Source organism: Peribacillus sp. N1 (assembly GCF_054600815.1).
This window is the reverse complement of record NZ_BAAHZO010000001.1, coordinates 1511969-1531788: the sequence shown is the minus strand read 5'-3', so window position 1 is coordinate 1531788 and position 19820 is coordinate 1511969. Positions and strand designations below refer to the sequence as shown.

Below are 19820 nucleotides of genomic sequence, written 5' to 3'. Positions count from 1 at the left end.
TTACGATGAAAATTGCCTTAATTGCCCATGATATGAAAAAAGAAGATATCATTCAATTTGTAACAGCCTATAAAGATGTATTTGAGCAGCATGAATTATTTGCTACAGGAACGACCGGGAAAAGAATCATGGAAGAAGTATCGCTGCCTGTCCATCGTTTTCATTCAGGACCTCTTGGAGGGGATCAGGAAATAGGTGCGATGATCGCGCGTGGAGAAATGGACATGGTCCTATTTTTCCGCGATCCATTGACATCACAGCCACATGAACCTGATGTATCGGCGCTTATACGCCTATCAGATGTTTATGAAATTCCTCTGGCGACAAATATGGGCACGGCAGAAGTGCTGATACAAGGTTTGAAGCATGGGTATATGGACTGGCTAAAACTACGGAAAAAACAAGGTGAGATAAATGATAAACAAAAGTAACATAGATATTCTGGCTTTTGGCGCACATGCGGATGATGTTGAAATCGGTATGGGTGGCACGATCGCCAAATATGCGCAACAAGGCAGGGAAATTGTCATTTGTGATTTGACAAAAGCTGAAATGTCTTCCAATGGAACCGTTCCATTGCGTCAGGAGGAAGCACATAAGGCTGCTGAAATCCTTGGGGTGAAGAGGATTTCCCTTGATTTACCCGACCGGGGCCTATACATGAAAGCGGAATACATAAATCAAATCATTACGGTCATTCGCCAATATAAGCCTGCACTTGTATTTGCACCATTTTTGGAAGATCGCCATCCCGATCATGGTAACTGTGCCAAATTAGTGGAGGAAGCAGTTTTTTCGGCAGGAGTAAGGAAGTATATGGAAGAAGCAGGCGTGGATTCTCATCGTGTCCAAAATATGTACTATTATATGATCAATGGGTTTCACAAACCGGACTTCGTCGTGGACATCAGTTCCACAATATCGAAAAAGCTGGATAGCCTTAGGGCATATCGCAGCCAATTCGAAGAAAGTCAAGTATCTGTAGAAACACCGCTGGTTAATGGCTATATCGAGACTGTCGAGGCACGGGAGCGGATGTTCGGTAAAGAAGTGGGTGTCGCCTATGCGGAGGGATTCATGACTAAAAAACCGTTACTGATCGATGCCGACTTGTTAGGAGAAAAATAATCTTATGAAATTAAAAATTGGAATTACCTGTTACCCTACAGTTGGGGGTTCTGGTGTCGTAGCAACTGAATTAGGCAAGATGCTTGCAGAAAAAGGACATGAGATACATTTCATTTCTTCAAGCCTCCCTTTTCGCTTGAATAAGATGTACTGTAATATTTTTTATCACCAAGTTGAAGTGAACTCGTATTCTGTCTTTCAATATCCACCATATGACCTCGCGCTTGCGAGCAAGATAGCGGATGTCGTAAAGCGGGAGAAATTAGATATTCTCCACGTTCATTATGCAATTCCCCATGCTGTTTGTGCAATCCTTGCAAAGCAGATGTCAGGTAATGAAGTAAAGATCGTAACCACACTGCATGGTACGGACATAACCGTATTAGGCCATGATCCCTCATTGACCAATTTGATAAAATTCGGGATAGAGCAATCGGATGTCGTTACAGGAGTATCTAATTCCCTTGTTCAGCAGACGCACGAATTAATCGCACCGGATAAGGAAATCAAAACCGTTTATAATTTTATTGATGAAAGAGATTACCATAAATCCAATTCCGATTACCTTAAGGATGAATACGGAATCAGTGCAGATGAAAAAGTGATCATACATGTTTCGAATTTCCGTTCGGTCAAACGAGTGAAAGACGTCATCCAAGCTTTTTATCTAACTCAAAAGAAAATGCCTGCAAAGCTTCTGCTCGTAGGGGACGGACCGGAAGTGACAACCGTTTTGAAATTGGCTAATGATCTTGGAATCGATGATTCGGTCTTGTTTCTTGGTAAGCAGGATAACCTTGCCGAATTATATTCAATCAGTGATTTGATATTCCTGTTATCGGAAAAAGAGAGTTTCGGACTTGTGCTACTCGAGGCGATGGCATGTGGAGTTCCTTGTATAGGGACAAATATCGGGGGAATTCCTGAAGTCATCGTTGACGGGGAGACTGGTTATATTTGTGAATTGGGAGATGTCAAAATGGTTGCTGAAAAAGCGATTGGACTTTTAAGCGACCCGGTTTTACATAAACGCTTTTCTGAAGCTGCGCTGGAAAGGGCCAATACTGAATTTCATAGTGATACGATTATGGCTGAGTATGAAGCCATCTACATTCAAGCACTTGAAGGTAAATCCATCGAATAGGGAGGGGATGCTGATGGATCGATTATTCTTAAAATCAGTACCCATTCTGGAATTGATTGAAGAAGCAGGATACGAGGCTTATTTCGTTGGCGGCTCTGTAAGGGATTATATCCTTGGCAGACCCATTAACGATGTGGACATCGCCACTTCCGCAACACCCCAGGAAATCAAAAGGATTTTTCCTAATACGGCTGATATCGGGATTGACCACGGAACAGTGCTCGTCATAACGGATACGGGTACATACGAAATTACGACGTTTAGAACGGAAAGCGGGTATTCGGATTTTCGCAGACCCGATGCTGTACAATTTGTCCGTTCTTTGACTGAGGATTTGCAAAGAAGAGATTTTACGATGAATGCAATGGCAATGGATAAGACCGGTAAGATCATCGATCCATTTAATGGTAAGCGAGATTTGGCTGAAAAAAGGATCATCACGGTTGGCAACCCGCATGAAAGGTTTCATGAGGATGCATTGAGAATGATGCGTGCATTAAGATTCATCAGTCAACTTGATTTTGAACTGGATCAAGAAACCTTTGATTCCCTTAAAGAAAACGCCCAGATCATCAGTGAAATTGCTGTCGAAAGAATCCTGGTTGAATTTGAGAAACTATTGGCAGGCTCGAATAAGTTAAGGGCTTTTTCACTCTTGCTGGAAAGCGGTTTGTATCAATACCTGCCTCTATTCTCCAGTAAAAAGGAACATTTAATGGAATTACTGAACCTGCCGCTTCATCAACTGAAAGCGGCAGAAATATGGTCTATAATCATGGTTCACACAAAAGATCAGGAAATGGAAGAGGCTTTGAGGGAATGGAAGCTGCCATTGAAAAGCATAAGAAACGTTCAACGTACGATACAGCTAGTGAAGAAAGAAGATCCATCAGCCATCGATGTATTTCAGGCAGGGCATGACGTAACTGTACAAGCTGCAAAAGTCAGGGCGGCGATGACTGGCGGGAATGTATCGGATGCGGAGGAGAATGCACATCAAAGCTATAATGGACTTATTATTAAACAAATGTCGGATCTTGCCGTTACGGGAATGGATTTATTGAATTGGCAACAAGAAAAGCCAGGTCCATGGGTCAAGGAATACTTGGAAAAAGTATTGAAAGCTGTCTTGAATGAAGAATTAAGAAATGATAAAGAAGAAATAAAGAGGTGGCTGGTGAAATGCAATCTGAGTTAAGAACAAAGCTGATGGAAGCCCTCTCAAAAGCGGATGGTGCATTTATATCCGGTCAGGAAATTGCTGAATACATTGGCTGTTCGCGCACAGCTGTCTGGAAGCATATAGAAGACCTGCGCAGTGAAGGGTATAATGTTGAAGCCGTAAGGAAAAAAGGCTACCGGATCATATCAGCGCCGGAAAAAGTGTCCGAGAGCGAAATACAGCTTGGCTTGGAAACAAAAACGATCGGCAAGATGATCCACTATCAGGAAACTGTGGAATCCACGCAAAAAATTGCGCATCAACTCGCTAATGAAGGCGTTCAGGAGGGGACCCTCGTCGTTGCCGAGGAGCAGATATCCGGAAAAGGAAGGCTAATGAGATCTTGGCATTCCCCAAAATTCAGCGGCATATGGATGAGTCTCATCTTGAGGCCGAAAATCCCGATTCATGAGGCTCCACAGCTTACATTATTGGCCGCGGTCGCTGTTGCTCAGGCTATAGAGGATACCACTGATTTGAAGCCGCAAATAAAGTGGCCGAATGATATTTTGGTGAATCGCAAGAAAGTGGTGGGCATCCTTACGGAGATGCAGGCGGAATCAGATAGGATCCATTCTGTCATTATCGGAATTGGAATGAATATCAATCAGCAATTGGAGGATTTTCCTGAAGATCTGCAGGAAAAGGCGTCTTCCCTTCTCATAGAAAGTGGAGTGACGGTTTCAAGGTCCAAGGTCATTCAACGAGCATTGTTTCGTCTGGAAAATTTGTACGAACTCTATTTAGATCAGGGCTTCATGCCAATAAAGGATTTATGGGAGAGTTATGCGATCAGTCTTGGACAGGTAATCAAAGCGAGCACCGTTAATGACACGATTGTCGGAAAAGCGTTGGGCATAACGGATTCAGGCGTTTTACTTCTTGAAGACGGCAAAGGAACCGTACATTCGATATATTCTGCAGATATTGAAATTCAGTAGATTTTTGTCAAATTCGTGAAAATTAAATAGAAATTTTCAATTTGGCTTGATATAATGCAAGTGGGCAGTATCATGTGAACTGCACCCCCATAAATACCAAATTATTTGAAAATCTGCCTTGATCCAGAGAACTGGACGGGGACGGAGGGATGAAACTTCTGATGAAACAAAGGGATTGACTAAAAGATGAGTCTGTTTATTGATCGAATTTGGGCTTTTTCAGCCATTTTTCGTAGCGAAACAGATACTTTTTTAGTCAGTCCTTTTTTTGCGGATGAATGTATAGACACCAGTTTTCGCTGATGTTTTCATCTCCTCCATCAAAAGGAGGAAACGTAATGAAATTGTCCGGAGATTTTTTGAAAATGAAACAAAATCAAGAGAAGATTGTCATGCTGACGGCTTATGATTACCCGTCAGCAAAGTTAGCCGAACAATCAGGTGTAGACATGATTTTAGTCGGAGATTCTTTAGGAATGGTCGTATTGGGATATGATTCAACGATTCCAGTTACGGTGAATGACATGATCCATCATACAAAGGCAGTAAAACGCGGGGCACCGAATACATTTGTCGTAACGGATATGCCATTTATGAGCTATCACCTATCTATGGATGAAACACTCAAGAATGCAGCCAGGATCATGCAGGAAGGTCATGCAGATGCCGTAAAGCTTGAGGGAGCGGATGATGTTGTTGAAAAAATATCAGCATTGACCAAGGCGGGCATCCCGGTTGTAGCCCATCTTGGCTTGACTCCTCAATCAGTCGGCGTTCTGGGCGGATATAAAGTACAAGGAAAAGATGCCGAAAGTGCAGCACAGCTCTTGGAAGATGCGAGAAAGTGTGAAGCTGCGGGGGCGATGGCAGTAGTCTTAGAATGTGTTCCATATCAAGTGGGGGAACTCGTCACACGGAACCTTGACATTCCAACCATTGGAATTGGGGCAGGAGCTGAAACGGATGGTCAAGTCCTCGTTTACCATGATGTCATCAAGTACGGGGTAGACCGGCTGGCGAAATTCGTAAAAGTTTATGGAGATGCAAATGAACTGATTGGCCAAGCGCTTACAAGCTTCGTGAATGAAGTGAAATCTAAAGTTTTTCCGTCGGAGAAACATACATTCACGATGAAGGAAGAGCAGCTTTCCGAACTTTACGGAGGGAAAAGATGAAAACATTTACATCAGCAGCTGCTTTGCAATTGGCACTTAGAGAGGGAAAAAACAATAACAAAAGCATTGGCTATGTAGCGACAATGGGGTTTTTACATGAGGGGCATGCAACCCTTTTGGAAAAGGCGCGCAAAGAAAATGACATTGTGGTATTAAGTATTTTTGTCAATCCGACGCAATTTGGACCCAATGAGGATTTTGAAACATATCCGCGGGATTTGGAACGTGATGAAAAAGTCGCAGCCAATGGCGGAGTTGATTATCTCTTCTATCCAACTGTCCACGAAATGTACGGTGAAGAACCATCTGTAAAAGTTGTTGTCCAAAGCAGGACGGATGTTTTATGCGGCAGACAAAGGCCCGGACACTTTGATGGTGTTGCGACAGTCTTAACGAAATTCTTCAATATCATCCTTCCTGATAGAGCTTACTTTGGTAAGAAGGATGCCCAGCAAGTCGCCGTGATAGATGGACTGATCAAAGACTTCAATTTCCCTATCCAGCTTATTGCAGTGGATACTGTACGTGAAGAAGATGGGTTAGCGAAGAGCTCGCGAAATGTGAACCTATCAGTTCAGGAGCGCTTGGAGGCTAAAGAGCTGTACCAAAGTTTATTGAAGGCCAAAGAGGCGGTTGAATCAGGTGAAAGAAATGCAGCAACCGTCACGGCTCTAGTAAGTGAACATATTGGTGCCCACACAAGTGGAGTGATCGACTATATTGAAGTCTATCAATACCCGGAACTTAAACCGCTTGAATCGCTGGCTGGAAACATCATCATTGCAATGGCTGTCAAGTTCAAGCATGCAAGACTAATTGATAATATCACTTTAAATGTAGAATAATTCATGAAAATCAGGGGGTATTGAGATGTTTCGAACGATGATGAATGGAAAAATCCACCGTGCAAGGGTTACTGAGGCTAATTTGAACTATGTAGGCAGCATTACGATTGATGAGGATATAATTGATGCGGTGGGTATTCTGCCTAATGAAAAAGTCGCCATCGTGAATAATAATAATGGTGCACGACTTGAAACGTATGTGATTGCGGGAGAACGGGGCAGCGGTGTCGTGTGTTTGAACGGAGCGGCAGCAAGACTGGTGCAGCCGGATGATATCGTGATAATCATTTCTTATGTGATGGTTTCAGAGGATAAACTGGGGGATTATAAACCAAAAGTTGCGATCATGGATGAAAATAACAAAATCATTGATCTGATTTCAAACGAACCTGCAGCTACAGTCATGTAAGCGGAGGGCCGGCACAATATGCATGGATCATGCATACAGGTGCCGGCCCTTTTCGTCCGTTGGTGAACCGCTTGTTTCCTTTATTACGATTATTATGGTATAAAAAAGATAAGAGAATTCCATCAGGAAGTGGAGAAAGTGAAGTTTGAGGTGTACAATTCATGATGCAACGATATGTAGTGGTCGATTTGGAAACAACAGGGAATTCTCCGAAAAAAGGGGATAGGATTATTCAATTTGCTGGCGTGGTCATCGAAAATGACCAAATTGTGGATGAATACTCCACATATATCCACCCTGGACAGGAAATTTCCTTGTTTATTGAAGAGTTGACCGGAATAAGCAACGAGACGGTAAAAAATGCACCTGACTTTGAAGATGTTGCAGGAAATATTGCCCGGCTTATAGAAGGGGCTTGTTTTGTTGCCCATAATGTATTATTTGATTTATCTTTTCTACAGGAAGAACTAGTACGATGCGGGTTTGAGCCGTTTTATGGTTCAACCCTTGATACAGTGGAGTTAGCGAAAATATTAAAACCAACATCCGATGGATATAAGCTGCACCAGCTGGCTAAAGAAGAAAATCTAGACCATTCCAGGCCCCATCAAGCGGATAGTGATGCATATGCGACCGCTTTATTATTATTGGAATTGAAAAAAAAGCTGATGAATCTTCCAGTGATGACACTTAAACAGTTATATCGATTATCATATTCCTTACAAAGTGAGATTTCCGAATTGATAGACGCTTGCATTGCAAGCAAACTTGCTAAAGCAGAAGTCCATTCACCTGATCTTATTACTTATAGGGGCCTTGCATTTAAAAAGGCCGAAGACGAAGGTGATCAAAAAGACACGGGGGCGGAATTTCCTCTTGATGATGAGAAAAAAATAGCCATGCTTCAAAGTGCATACCCTGCCTTTGAAGCAAGAAGCGGACAACTTGCTATGATGAACATGATTAACCATTCCTTCGAATCCAGCCAGGATGCAATCATTGAAGCTGGGACAGGTATTGGGAAATCCATAGGCTATCTGCTTCCGGCCGTCTATTTTGCAAAAAAACATCATAAACCTGTCGTCGTTTCAACATACACGCTTCAGCTACAGGATCAACTTCTTCAAAATGAGGTTCCCAAGCTTAAAAAAATACTTCCCTTTACCTTTCAAGCTGTTTTGCTAAAGGGGAGAAGTAATTATTTGAGCTTGGCAAAGTTTGAAAGGGCATTGCGTGAGAAGGAAGATAATTATGAAACGGCATTAACGAAAATGCAGATATTGGTTTGGCTTACTGAAACCTTAACAGGAGATAAAGATGAATTGAATCTTACAAGCGGCGGTCAGCTATTTTGGAATCGGCTGCAAAGTGATGGTCTTACATACGCCGGATTAAAACAGCCCTGGCTTGAATTGGATTTTTTTGAACGGGCAAAAAGAACAGCCGCCAAGGCGGATATCATCATTACTAACCATTCATTTTTAATGACGGATCTGCTTACAGAAGATGCCTTGATTCCAAAAAAAGGGTATTTGATACTCGATGAAGCACACCATTTGGAACAGGCAGCATCTAAACAGCTTGGGAGCAGGCTAAATTACATTTCGGTGAAGACGGTTTTAAACAGACTAGGGACATCAGATCAAAAGCAATTATTATATAAATTGGGCAGGATGCTCTTAAATAATGGACTTGCCGAGGGGAAGTCCACGCACGAATTAGATCAAAAGCTTAGTGATTTTTCTTATGAATTCGAACAGCTTTTTTATTACATTTCCAATCAGGCGGAAAAACTTTCACGTTCCATGAGTCCGAAACGGCTTTCATTCAAAATAGATGATGGAAGATGGGGTAAAGCGATTCTGGTCGCTGAGCGATTGGTGGATTTATTAGGATACATCATCACGGAGTTAGAGAAAAGATTGGCCCTTTTATTGAATAATGAGTCCCCATTAGGAAAAAATTCATTATTTCATTTGAATGATATCGAGGTGCTGCTTGGACATTTACAGGATACCAGGGACTCCTTGCATGAATTCTTCATCAAGCCGCATGAAGAAAATATTTATTGGCTTGATTATACGAATGCAGCACCCCAGCATGGGGTGACTTTGACGGTTCAGCCGATTGCAGGAAGCAAACGGTTATGGGATTCCTATTTCGGACGCCAAAAAAGTGTGGTCATGACATCGGCAACCCTCGTTGTGAAAGATTCTTTTAAGTATTTTAAAGAACAACTCGGTTTAGAGAATGAACCGATGCAGACAGCAAGTTTTCCTTCTCCCTTTCCTTATAAGGAACTCGTAAAGGTACTGGTTCCAAATGATCTACCAGATATCAATTGCTTATCGGTGGAGGAATTCTCCGAAACCGCGGCAAACCATATTATTGCTGCCGCTCAAGCAGCGAAAGGGAGGATGATGGTATTATTCACCTCGCATGAAATGCTGCGGGCGACCTATAATTCCATCAAAGACAGTGGGGTCCTGGATGAGTTCACCCTGTTTGCACAAGGGATTTCTGGCGGAAGCCGGATGAGGCTGCTCAGGAATTTCCAAAACTTCGAGAAAGCAGTCCTGTTTGGGACAACCAGCCTATGGGAAGGCGTCGATATCCCAGGCGAGGATTTATCTTGTTTAATCATTGTCAGGCTGCCATTTTCGCCACCGGATGAACCAGTGACAGCAGCAAAATGTCAACTTCTCGAGAAGCAAGGGCGTAATCCTTTCTCTGCTTATTCTTTACCTGAGGCCCTGTTAAGGTTCCGGCAAGGATTCGGCAGGCTTATACGGACGCCAGAAGATAAAGGGGTTTTGGTTATACTTGATCGCCGCATAATCACTGCCAAATACGGACCTGAATTTCAAAAGGCCATTCCCGAAGTGAACTGGCACCAAGCCTCAATAACAGAAATGGCTGAAATGATAGAGAAGTGGATTTAAAGAATCTTTAGATATTTCATTAATCTAAAATGGATTTTTATGAATTTATAAAGAAAAATAACCTTTGAACTGGTATAATGTGATAGGTGGTAAAGCCTTCAAATCCTATTCATACCAGTGGTTGTTGACAATTTATTAAAATGGAGGGGCGTCTCATGGAAAGTAAAATCGAAGTAATTTCAACAGTCAGGTTGCAACATTCTCCTGATCTGTATAAAATTGTGGATTCCTTGAACCGAACATTGAAAAAAGATGATTTAATGTTCGGTCTGGCATTGGATTCCGAAGATCAAGAAAAAGCGATATTTACAATTTATCGTACATAGAAAGAGGGAAAAGCAGCTTTGAAAAAATGGTTGATTATTGCTTCCATCCTGGTCCTTTGTTTTATCGGATTTGTCAGCGGGGCATATATTAAAGCGTTGCAGCCTAAAAAAGAGGCTGGTAATGAGGCTTTTAAAAAGGCGAAGGAAGAGGGCGGCCTTGTGACCATGGAAGAATTCTACCTTTATAATGGGCAGGATTCATACTCCGTCATCATTGGTAAGGGAGAAAAAGGGACTAAAAAAATAGTCTGGCTTCCTGAGGACAAGAAGAAAGAAATAGTAGTGGAAAACTATAAAGATGGTAAATCAAAAAAAGAGATTTTAAACATTGTCAAAGAAAAGCTTAATCCCCAAAAAATCATTTCGGTTAAGCTAGGCATGGAAAAAAACGTTCCGCTTTGGGAAGTAACGTATCTTGATGAATCCGAGCGTTTTAACTATGACTATTATGATTTTAAAACTGGGGAATGGCTAAAGTATTATCGAAGCATTTAGAATGGAGGATTAATTTAATATGAAATTAGCGAACCGGGTTCAGTCATTAACGCCATCAACAACATTGGCCATTACGGCAAAAGCAAAGGAGCTTAAGGCCCAAGGTCTGGATATAATTGGTTTGGGTGCTGGTGAACCAGACTATAATACACCCCAACATATCATAGATGCAGCACTTCTATCCATGAATGAAGGTCAAACTAAATACACGCCATCCGCTGGTCTGCCGAAGCTAAAAGAAGCAATTGCGGCTAAATTGAAGCGTGATCAAGGCTTGGATTACAAACCATCTGAAATTGTAGTTGGCTCAGGTGCAAAGCACTCGCTTTACACATTGTTTCAAGCTATCCTGGACGAAGAAGATGAAGTCATTGTTCCGATACCATATTGGGTGAGCTATCCTGAGCAAATCAAGCTTGCTGACGGAAAGCCGGTTTATGTAGTCGGTACGGAAGAAAATCAATATAAAATCACTAAAGAACAATTAGAACAAGCAATTACCGAAAAAACGAAAGCGGTTATCATCAACTCGCCAAGCAATCCAACGGGCATGCTTTACTCCAGGGAAGAATTGGCGGCTATCGGGGAAGTTTGCCTGGCTCATGATATCTTGATCGTTTCCGACGAAATTTACGAAAAATTGGTATATGGAAATGCTAAACATACATCCATTGCAGAGATTTCACCTGAATTGAAAAAGCAAACGATCATCATCAATGGTGTTTCTAAATCGCATTCGATGACTGGCTGGAGAATAGGTTATGCAGCCGGTGATGAGTCCATCATTAAAGCAATGGCGAACCTTGCCAGCCATAGCACATCAAATCCTACCACAACTGCTCAATATGGTGCTATTGCGGCTTATGAAGGTACGCAGGAGCCAGTTGAGGAAATGCGTCAGGCATTTGAAGGCCGTTTGAATAAGATATATGATAAATTGGTTGAAATTCCAGGAGTAAGCTGCATTAAACCACAAGGGGCATTTTATTTATTCCCGAACGTTAAACGTGCAGTTGAATTAACAGGGTACAGCAATGTCGAAGATTTTACGACTGCGTTGCTGGAAGAAGCTCAAGTGGCTGTTATTCCAGGTTCAGGGTTCGGTGCACCTGATAACATCAGACTCTCTTATGCAACTTCACTGGAGCTGCTGGAAGCAGCAGTTGAAAGAATACATTCATTCGTTAAATCAAAAATGGCATAATTTTTTAATAACCTGCAGACTAACTGGCTACATCAGTGTCTGCAGGTTATTTTAGTTGAATTATATCTATGGCACAGGAAAGGTCGATTACTGATCTCCCTTTTTATCAATGGAGTTTTTGTCCCATTAAGTCCTGCAGAGAAACAGTACATAAAGAAAAAAATCATATATGATTTTTAATAAAAATCGATTGCAATCATATATGATTTCATATATGATGAAAATATGGAAGAGAAAAACAAAATACCCAGCAAAAAGCAAATAGCTTATGAGCACCTTCGTAAATTAATTTTGGATGGAACATATGGTTCTGGACAGCGGATCATTATCGATCAAACGGCAAAAGAACTTAGTCTAAGTCCGATTCCTGTCAGGGAAGCGATCAGACAACTGGAATCCGACGGCCTTATTCAATATAAGCCTTATAGTGGAGCAGTGGTTACAAGTATTAATGAGAGCGAATACATTGAAACTCTTTCAGTTCTATCTTTGCTTGAAGGATATGCAGCTGCCCTTAGTTCTTTAACGATGAAAGATGATGATTTTGAAAATCTGATTAATTTAAACAAGGAAATGGAAAAAGCCCTCCATAACTTTGAATTAGAGCTGTTTGGTAAGTTAAACGAATGTTTCCATGAGGAAATTTATGAAAAGTGCGGAAATTCCTTTTTGAAGGAGGAAATTAAACAGGCTCAACAAAGAATGAATAGAGTCAGAAAGTCCATGTTCACCATGGTACCGCAACGCGCAGTCCAATCGATTCGCGAACATGAAAGCATCATAAAGCTTTTAAAGGAAAAAGCATCTTTTGAAGAAATTGAATCTCTGGTTAGAAAGCATAAACTGAATGCCATCAATACATTCAAGCAGAGGTCGGAAACTAATCACGATCAGGCACTTTGATGACCCAGGCCTTGTTTTATAATAGTCGATCGATTATTCATAAAAGCAAGGCCGATTTTTTCATTTAATTATTCCGAATATTCAAATAATGAAAGGGCGGTAGAAAAAATGTACGAGGAAATCAAAAGTCGTTTAAGAGGATCCATAGCTCCAATTATCACTCCATTTGATGACAAGATGGAAGTGGATGTAAAGGCCATTGAAAATCTTGTAAACTGGCATATTGAAAGCGGTTCCCATGGAATCTCGGTATGCGGGACAACCGGCGAGCCGAGTTCTCTAACGATTGAGGAACGGGAATTAGTGATGGAAACGGCAATCAAAGCAGCAAAAGCACGTGTTCCGGTTGCACCAGGTACTGGATCTGCCAATCAGAAAGAAACATTGCATTTGACTAAAAGGGCACAGGAAATGGGGGCTGATGCTGCTTTAGTCATCGTTCCTTATTACAATAAGCCGAATCAGCAGGCACTTTACAATCACTTTAAGACGGTGGCCGATTCCGTTGATATCCCGCTTATCGTTTATAACATTCCCGGAAGAACGGCAACGAATTTGGAAGTTAAGACATTGGCACGCCTTGCTGAAGATTGTGAAAATATAATTGGCGTAAAGGAATCTAATAAAGATTTTGAACATGTGAACCGTGTCTTATTGAATTGCGGAAGGGATTTTCTCTTATATTCTGGCATCGAATTATTATGCTATCCGATGCTGGCTATTGGAGGAGCAGGACATATTAGTGCTACAGCTAATATCACTCCTAAAGAAGTGGCTGAAATTTATAACCATTGGGTGGAGGGTGATGTGGAAAAGGCACTTGACCTCCATTACAAATTAATGCCATTGAATGATGTTTTGTTTAAAGAAACCAATCCAGGACCATTAAAAGCTGCGATGGGGATGATGGGGAAAATCAATCCTGCATTACGGCCGCCGATGGGACCGCCTTCGGAACCGTTGGAAAAAGAACTGCGTGAAACCCTTCAATCATACGGTTTGATTGACCAAAAAATCCAGTCATAATTGCAAGATTGGGAAGATTGCACAAATCCAAACGATTATTGTCATCTTCCTGAATTAATTTTTAAAGGAGGATTTATTCATGCAAACTTTTCCGGTGCAAGATGTCAAGCATTACATCAATGGTCAATTTGTTGATGGAATCTCAGGAAAAACATTTGAAAATCTAGGCCCTTTTAATAATCAAGCAATCAATAATGTGGCAGAAGGATTTAAAGAGGATATTGATCAAGCGGTAGCCGCCGCAAGAGCTGCATTCGATAACGGTCCATGGAGAACGATGAAAGTGGAAGAAAGATTGAAGTACATTAATAGGATTGCTGATTTAATTGAAGAGAATGCCGAAGAAATTTCCTTTTTGGAATCCCTTGATACAGGGTTGCCGATTAGCCAGACAAAAAAACAGGCGGCAAGGGGAGCGGAGAATTTTCGTTTTTATTCTGAAATGGTGAAAAGCAGGCTGATAGGGGAGTCGTATCAAGTGGATGACACTTTCATCAATTATACGATTCATAAATCGATAGGAGTGGCAGGATTAATCACTCCTTGGAATGCGCCTTTCATGTTAGAAACCTGGAAGATCGCCCCGGCTCTGGCTACAGGTAATACATGTGTCCTTAAACCGGCGGAGTGGTCTCCATTGACTGCCAATAAATTAGCACAAATCATTGACCAATCCGGTCTGCCAAAGGGCGTATTCAATATCGTTCACGGTTTTGGGGAGACAGCTGGGGCGTCCTTGGTTGCCCATCCAGAGGTCCAATTGATATCCTTTACCGGAGAAACGACAACTGGCGCTGAAATCATTAAAAATGGTGCGGATACGATGAAACGTTTTTCCATGGAACTCGGAGGTAAATCACCAGCCGTCATTTTTGAAGATGCCGATCTGGAAAAGGCCCTGGATTCGGTGGTTTGGGGAATCTATTCATTCAATGGGGAGCGATGCACAGCCAATTCCAGATTATTTGTCCATGAATCGATAATAGACCAGTTCGTTGCAGAATTGAAGGAACGTGTTCATAATATCAAAATTGGAAACCCAATGGATCCAGAAACGGAAATCGGACCGCTGATCCATCGTGACCACTTTAATAATGTCTCCCGTTATCTGGATATAGCAAAAGATGAAGGGGCTGAAATTGTAAGCGGTGCGATACCAAGTGCGTTCAACGAAGGGAATTATATTGCCCCGACGCTTCTCTTGAACTGTACAAATGATATGACGGTAGCACAAGAAGAGATTTTTGGACCAGTCATGGCAGTCATTCCTTTCAAGACCGAAGAGGAAGTACTGAGAATGGCTAATGATGTAAAGTATGGGCTTGCTGCATATGTATGGACAAATGATATGAAACGGGGACATAGGTTTGCTCAAGCTGTCGATAGTGGGATGGTATGGGTGAATTCCCAAAACGTAAGGGATTTGCGGATACCGTTTGGAGGATCGAAATATAGTGGGGTAGGACGTGAAGGTGGCCATTATAGCTTTGAATTCTATACGGAAACACAAGTTATCCACGTAGCAATTGGAGAACATCACATTCCGAAATTTGGGGACATAAAACGAAATGCCGTTTCTTCTGCTGAAAAATAATCGGGTGTCATAAAGAAGGGGAGAATACAATGAATTTTTCTATTATTCGTGTTGCGAGAACGATACTTAATGTAACGGATTTAGATAAATCAAGAGCCTTTTATGTGGATGCTTTAGGTTTTATTGAAACGGAAAGAACGAATGATCACATATATTTACGTGGTTTAGAGGAAGCGCATCATCACTCGCTTATCTTGCAAAAGGCAGAAAAGCCAAGCGTTGAAGCGATAGGATACAAGGTTGAAAAAGAGGAAGACCTTGAAGAATTGGAATCTTTTTTCCTGTCCAAGGGAATGAAAATGAAGTGGATGAAGGAAGGAACACAGCATGCACTAGGCAAGTCGCTCCGAGTTCAGGATATTTCCGGATTGCCAATCGAGTTTTTCAGCAAAATGGATAAAGCAGAGAGATTGCTGCAAAGATTCGATATGCATAGGGGGTCAAGGGTCCAAAGGATCGATCATGTGAATTGTAATGTAACAAATGTCCAAAAAGCCTATGATTTTTATGTGAAAGAATTAGGTTTTGCCTGCTCGGAAGATACAGTGGATGAGTCGGGCCAATTATGGGCTACGTGGCTACATAGAAAGCAAACCGTCCATGACCAGGCATTCATGAACGGAATCGGTCCAAGACTTCATCATGTAGGCTTCTTTCTGCCTGACCCCCTTGCAATTATCCATGCCTGTGATGTACTGGCATCACTTGGATATGCACAGTCCATCGAACGCGGACCAGGAAGGCATGGCCTATCCAATGCATTCTTCCTATATTTAAGAGACCCGGACGGTCACAGAATCGAATTATACAATGGGGATTACTTAACATCTGACCCGGATATCGAACCGATTCATTGGGATTTGAATGATCCAAGACGCCAGACATTTTGGGGAGCAAAAGCCCCGGATTCATGGTTTGATGAGGCTTCTGCTGTCCTTGATATAATATCAGGTGAAGAAGTTCCTCTTAAAGAACCGATTCTGGCAAAAAGCAAGCCTGAATTCATCATCTGAAAAAAGCGGGATTCAGGATGAATGATCGAGTGTTTCGGCAAAAACATACATTGACCGCACATTGTCATTTTGATAGGGTGCTTGTTTATATATACCTGTATTGTCACCGTTTAGGGAATTGGTGAAAGTTTGATGGAAAACTGGAAGATTTGAAACGTGAAAGTATAAATAAACCAAAACGGATGAAGGATATGCAAGCGAAGTCTATTGCGAAAGTGCAAGCCTTCTATAAGATATAGTCTGGGCCAGGGCAGCAGTGGGAACTAACTGCTGCCCTATCTGTATGTGTCACCGGTTAGACAAAATGCGTTCGGAAAGCTTAGGGATGGGCTTAGCCCTTCTTGTGCAGATAAGTTGTTTGGGTTTTTGGAAAAGATTTGGCAATGGAAAGGCTCAATACTATTTATAGTACCGTCCTTTGAAAAATAAATATCAGAAGAGGTGTGAAGAGATGGTTCGGTTGGAAAAAAACCTTCAAGAATCGGAACAAACTAATCTAGTGGATTATGAAAGGATTGTTGCTTCCAAAGAGTTTCAGAATATGCTTTCCGATAAAAAGAAATTCGTCATCCCTTTTACGATATTCTTTATGGGATATTCCCTGCTTTTGCCCTTCTTAGTTTTTTACACTGATATCCTGGATCACCCTTTCATTGGAGACATAACATGGGCGTGGGTGTACGGTGTCTCCATCACGGTTATGTCTGTATGGGTTTGCAGCGTATATGTAAGGAAATCCGAAAGAATCGATGAACAAATAAAAGAAATCATCGAGAAAGAAGGGCTTTGAATCATGAATTGGACAGTTATTATTCTTTTTGCACTAATGTCGATAGGCACCCTTTTCATTACGTATTTCGCTTCCAAAAAAACTAAAACGGCAGGCTCTTTTTATACGGCTGGGGGCGGTTTGACAGCTAGGCAAAATGGACTTGCATTGGCCGGGGATTTTATGTCGGCTTCCACATTTTTAGGGTTGATTGGAGCATTTTCCTTAACGGGGTATGATGGATTTTTCCTGATGTACGGAGCACTTGTTTCATTCCTTGTTGTATTATTCCTGGTGGCTGAACCTTTAAGGAACTTAGGGAAATACACATTGGCTGATATGGTGACTACAAGGTTTAAATATAAACAGGTCCGGGGAGTGACCGCTTTTAATACCTTGGTGATATCAGTCATGTACATGCTGGGTCAACTTGTTGCGGCAGGTGCTTTATTTAAATTGCTTTTAGACATCCCGTATAATACCTCTGTCATTATCGTAGGTATTGTCATGTTGGTATTTGTACTATTTGGGGGGATGACGGCGACGAGCTGGGTGCAGATCATTAAAGCAATCCTGCTGATTGGCGGCGTGTTTATATTATTCATGATCGTCATGTGGAAGCTGAATTTTAGTTTCATCGGAATTTTCACGGAAATGAAAACAGCGACACCCATGGGAGCAGCTTACCTGAAGGCAGGTATTAAATATGCCAGTGGGTGGGATGCAGCTTCCTTGTCCCTGGGCCTAATTCTGGGAACGGCAGGTCTACCGCACATTTTAATACGTTTTCTGACTGTCCCGAATGCACAAGTGGCAAGGAAGTCGGTTGTTTGGGTGATGTGGATTATGGGTGCTTTTCATATCATGGTCATTTTTCTCGGATTCGGTGCTGCGAAGTTGGTTGGAACATCGAATATCATGACCGCTAATCCAGCGGGTAACATGGCTGCACCATTATTGGCCCAACTTGTGGGCGGGGACATCTTATTCGCCTTTATTGCGGCCGTTTCCTTTGCAACGATACTGGCAGTTGTTGCGGGAATCGTTTTAACAGGTGCTACGGCATTTTCACATGATTTTTACAATGAAATTTTAAAAGATGGAAAAGCAACGGAAAAACAGCAAATGACGATGGCTAGATGGGCGTCCATTGGTGTGACTGCACTTGCAATCGTTTTATCATTAGGTCTGCAGGAATTCAATGTAGCGTTTCTGGCATCGATTGCTTTTACATTGGCAGCCAGTTCGAATTTGCCGGTCATCCTTCTCACCATCTATTGGAAAAAATTCAATAAAACCGGTGCAATGGTCGGTATGATGACAGGTCTTTTTGGTACACTTTTGCTCGTGGCCTTAAGTCCAAATGTCTGGAACCCGGTTCCCGGAGCCACCATCATGACAGGTGACCCGATTTTCCCTTTGAATTCACCAGGAATCGTTTCCATTCCTCTTGGGTTCCTCGCATGCTATTTAGGTTCCCTGTTCAGTAACCGCAGGACAGATTTGGAAACGGTTACAAAAGACAATTATAATGAAATCCTCGTAAAGTCCAATACGGGTCATGATGTTAAGGGTGTTTTGCGACATTGAATGGTATGCATATAAATAAAGTGCAGCTCATCGAACTTGTGAATCGATTTTTAAAAGCAGCCATCTAGGTTGCTTTTTTTCTTTTCAATGGAATAGAAATTCCAACCAACACCATAGATTATTAGAAAAGGTGCAAATGAAATGAAGATTTAAGGAAAACTGGCCATTCATTCGGAAAAAGTTTCTAGAAATTTGACGGCGCCTTTGGAAAGATAGCGTTCTTCGAGCCAAATAAGGGCGGCTTCGGATTGTACTTCACAATCTATCAATTCGACTATATTTATACCCTGGGTTGAAAACGAATTTGATGTGGTACGTGGCATGATGGTAGCTCCTATTCCTTCCTTCACTAAAGATAATATCATTGCAGCATCAGGACATTCACATACAATCGTAGGTTCAAATCCATGTCTGAAGCACTCATCCACTATAAGCTCATATGTACCTTGACCGCTTACCCTATGCAGCAACAAGAGGGGAAATTCCTTGATTTGTTTAAATTCGATGAAGTCTGGGATATCCCAATCATGTGGGGTGACAAGTACAAAATCTTCCGGTGGAAGGTTAACCGAAGAAAACTGCTTACCATTAATTGGGAGTCGCACGATGGCCAACTCGATTTCCCTGTTTATTAAGCCTTCCGTTAAACGGAACGTATCACCTTCCATTAACTTGAATCGTATATCAGGGTATTTTACTCTAAAGGTTCTCATCCTTTGCGGAATGTAAGAAAAGCAGGTTTTTACAGACCCTATGGAAAGAGTGCCCTTTACCCCTTTACTGACTTCCTTCACTTCCAGAAGTGTTTCTTCAAACTGATTCAATAGAGCTTCAGCTTTTTTATATAAAACCTGACCAGTCTCAGTGAGTTTAAGTTTCTTTCCATTCCGATCGAAAAGTTTTTCACCAATTTCCATTTCCATCAATTTAAGTTGCTGGCTAAGAGGCGGTTGAGCCATATGTAATTTTTTTGCAGCTTTGGTTACTTGTTCTTCCTGAACGATTGTCACAAAATATTTTAACTGCCGGATGTCCATTTTATACACCTCATACATATGATTTACATATACATATTGAATTTTTAAAGTATTTTA

19 protein-coding genes are annotated in these 19820 nt (G+C 41.6%); 18 read left to right on the top strand and 1 reads right to left on the bottom strand.

Translation table 11 applies throughout. The annotated features are described in order from the left end of the window. Nucleotides 1–5 precede the first annotated feature (5 nt). The 18 genes from ACYP5M_RS07310 to ACYP5M_RS07225 all read left to right on the top strand — a co-directional run bounded on the left by ACYP5M_RS07310 (nt 6) and on the right by ACYP5M_RS07225 (nt 18726). The gene (locus ACYP5M_RS07310) at nt 6–431 is read left to right on the top strand and encodes a methylglyoxal synthase (protein ID WP_214750475.1); all 426 of its coding nucleotides are present in this window, start codon (nt 6–8) and stop codon (nt 429–431) included. After that, nucleotides 415–1128, top strand: a complete 714-nt coding sequence (gene bshB1, locus ACYP5M_RS07305) for a bacillithiol biosynthesis deacetylase BshB1 (RefSeq protein ID WP_434167321.1) — start codon at nt 415–417, stop codon at nt 1126–1128. Before ACYP5M_RS07310 ends, bshB1 begins: the two co-directional genes overlap by 17 nt. Nucleotides 1129–1132: 4 nt before the next feature. After that, entirely contained in the window at nt 1133–2272 is a 1140-nt protein-coding gene (gene bshA, locus ACYP5M_RS07300; protein WP_434167320.1) for an N-acetyl-alpha-D-glucosaminyl L-malate synthase BshA, read from the top strand. Between the two features lie 13 nt (nt 2273–2285). Continuing rightward, the gene (locus tag ACYP5M_RS07295; RefSeq protein ID WP_459734837.1) at nt 2286–3470 is read left to right on the top strand and encodes a CCA tRNA nucleotidyltransferase; all 1185 of its coding nucleotides are present in this window, start codon (nt 2286–2288) and stop codon (nt 3468–3470) included. Beyond that, a complete protein-coding gene (locus ACYP5M_RS07290; RefSeq protein ID WP_101222399.1) occupies nt 3455–4435 on the top strand; it encodes a biotin--[acetyl-CoA-carboxylase] ligase in 981 nt (326 codons plus the stop codon). Before ACYP5M_RS07295 ends, ACYP5M_RS07290 begins: the two co-directional genes overlap by 16 nt. 338 nt (nt 4436–4773) lie before the next feature. Beyond that, nucleotides 4774–5610: a 3-methyl-2-oxobutanoate hydroxymethyltransferase gene (panB, locus tag ACYP5M_RS07285; protein ID WP_434167317.1), complete on the top strand. Its 837-nt coding sequence runs from the start codon at nt 4774–4776 to the stop codon at nt 5608–5610. Continuing rightward, the gene (gene panC, locus ACYP5M_RS07280; RefSeq protein ID WP_434167316.1) at nt 5607–6455 is read left to right on the top strand and encodes a pantoate--beta-alanine ligase; all 849 of its coding nucleotides are present in this window, start codon (nt 5607–5609) and stop codon (nt 6453–6455) included. The genes panB and panC overlap by 4 nt, the downstream gene beginning before the upstream one ends. Before the next feature lie 25 nt (nt 6456–6480). Beyond that, nucleotides 6481–6864 carry an aspartate 1-decarboxylase gene (gene panD / locus ACYP5M_RS07275; RefSeq protein ID WP_459734836.1) on the top strand — a complete coding sequence of 128 codons (384 nt, stop codon included), beginning with the start codon at nt 6481–6483 and terminating at the stop codon, nt 6862–6864. Nucleotides 6865–7025: 161 nt separating this feature from the next. Then, the gene (dinG, locus tag ACYP5M_RS07270; protein ID WP_434167315.1) at nt 7026–9806 is read left to right on the top strand and encodes an ATP-dependent DNA helicase DinG; all 2781 of its coding nucleotides are present in this window, start codon (nt 7026–7028) and stop codon (nt 9804–9806) included. Between the two features lie 155 nt (nt 9807–9961). Beyond that, the gene (locus tag ACYP5M_RS07265) at nt 9962–10132 is read left to right on the top strand and encodes a YpmA family protein (RefSeq protein ID WP_064505144.1); all 171 of its coding nucleotides are present in this window, start codon (nt 9962–9964) and stop codon (nt 10130–10132) included. 18 nt (nt 10133–10150) lie between these two features. Continuing rightward, nucleotides 10151–10627 carry a cell wall elongation regulator TseB-like domain-containing protein gene (locus ACYP5M_RS07260; protein ID WP_063233239.1) on the top strand — a complete coding sequence of 159 codons (477 nt, stop codon included), beginning with the start codon at nt 10151–10153 and terminating at the stop codon, nt 10625–10627. A gap of 19 nt (nt 10628–10646) precedes the next feature. Beyond that, nucleotides 10647–11831: a pyridoxal phosphate-dependent aminotransferase gene (locus ACYP5M_RS07255; protein ID WP_230176941.1), complete on the top strand. Its 1185-nt coding sequence runs from the start codon at nt 10647–10649 to the stop codon at nt 11829–11831. 225 nt (nt 11832–12056) lie between these two features. Further along, nucleotides 12057–12734 carry a GntR family transcriptional regulator gene (locus tag ACYP5M_RS07250; RefSeq protein ID WP_230176940.1) on the top strand — a complete coding sequence of 226 codons (678 nt, stop codon included), beginning with the start codon at nt 12057–12059 and terminating at the stop codon, nt 12732–12734. A gap of 108 nt (nt 12735–12842) precedes the next feature. Then, nucleotides 12843–13760 (top strand): 2,4-dihydroxyhept-2-ene-1,7-dioic acid aldolase, encoded by a 918-nt coding sequence (hpaI, locus tag ACYP5M_RS07245; RefSeq protein WP_101222392.1) that lies wholly within the window; start codon nt 12843–12845, stop codon nt 13758–13760. 79 nt (nt 13761–13839) lie between these two features. Beyond that, nucleotides 13840–15354: a 5-carboxymethyl-2-hydroxymuconate semialdehyde dehydrogenase gene (gene hpaE, locus ACYP5M_RS07240; protein WP_434167313.1), complete on the top strand. Its 1515-nt coding sequence runs from the start codon at nt 13840–13842 to the stop codon at nt 15352–15354. Between the two features lie 29 nt (nt 15355–15383). Continuing rightward, nucleotides 15384–16367 (top strand): 3,4-dihydroxyphenylacetate 2,3-dioxygenase, encoded by a 984-nt coding sequence (hpaD, locus tag ACYP5M_RS07235; RefSeq protein WP_101222390.1) that lies wholly within the window; start codon nt 15384–15386, stop codon nt 16365–16367. Nucleotides 16368–16818: 451 nt separating this feature from the next. Continuing rightward, nucleotides 16819–17157, top strand: a complete 339-nt coding sequence (locus ACYP5M_RS07230) for a DUF485 domain-containing protein (RefSeq protein ID WP_101222389.1) — start codon at nt 16819–16821, stop codon at nt 17155–17157. 3 nt (nt 17158–17160) lie between these two features. After that, entirely contained in the window at nt 17161–18726 is a 1566-nt protein-coding gene (locus ACYP5M_RS07225) for a solute symporter family protein (RefSeq protein ID WP_434167312.1), read from the top strand. Nucleotides 18727–18893: 167 nt separating this feature from the next. Here the strand turns inward: ACYP5M_RS07225 and ACYP5M_RS07220 are convergent, their stop codons facing one another. Then, on the bottom strand, nt 18894–19763 hold the full coding sequence (locus ACYP5M_RS07220; protein WP_101222387.1) for a LysR family transcriptional regulator: 870 nt from the start codon (nt 19761–19763) through the stop codon (nt 18894–18896). Nucleotides 19764–19820: the final 57 nt, after the last annotated feature.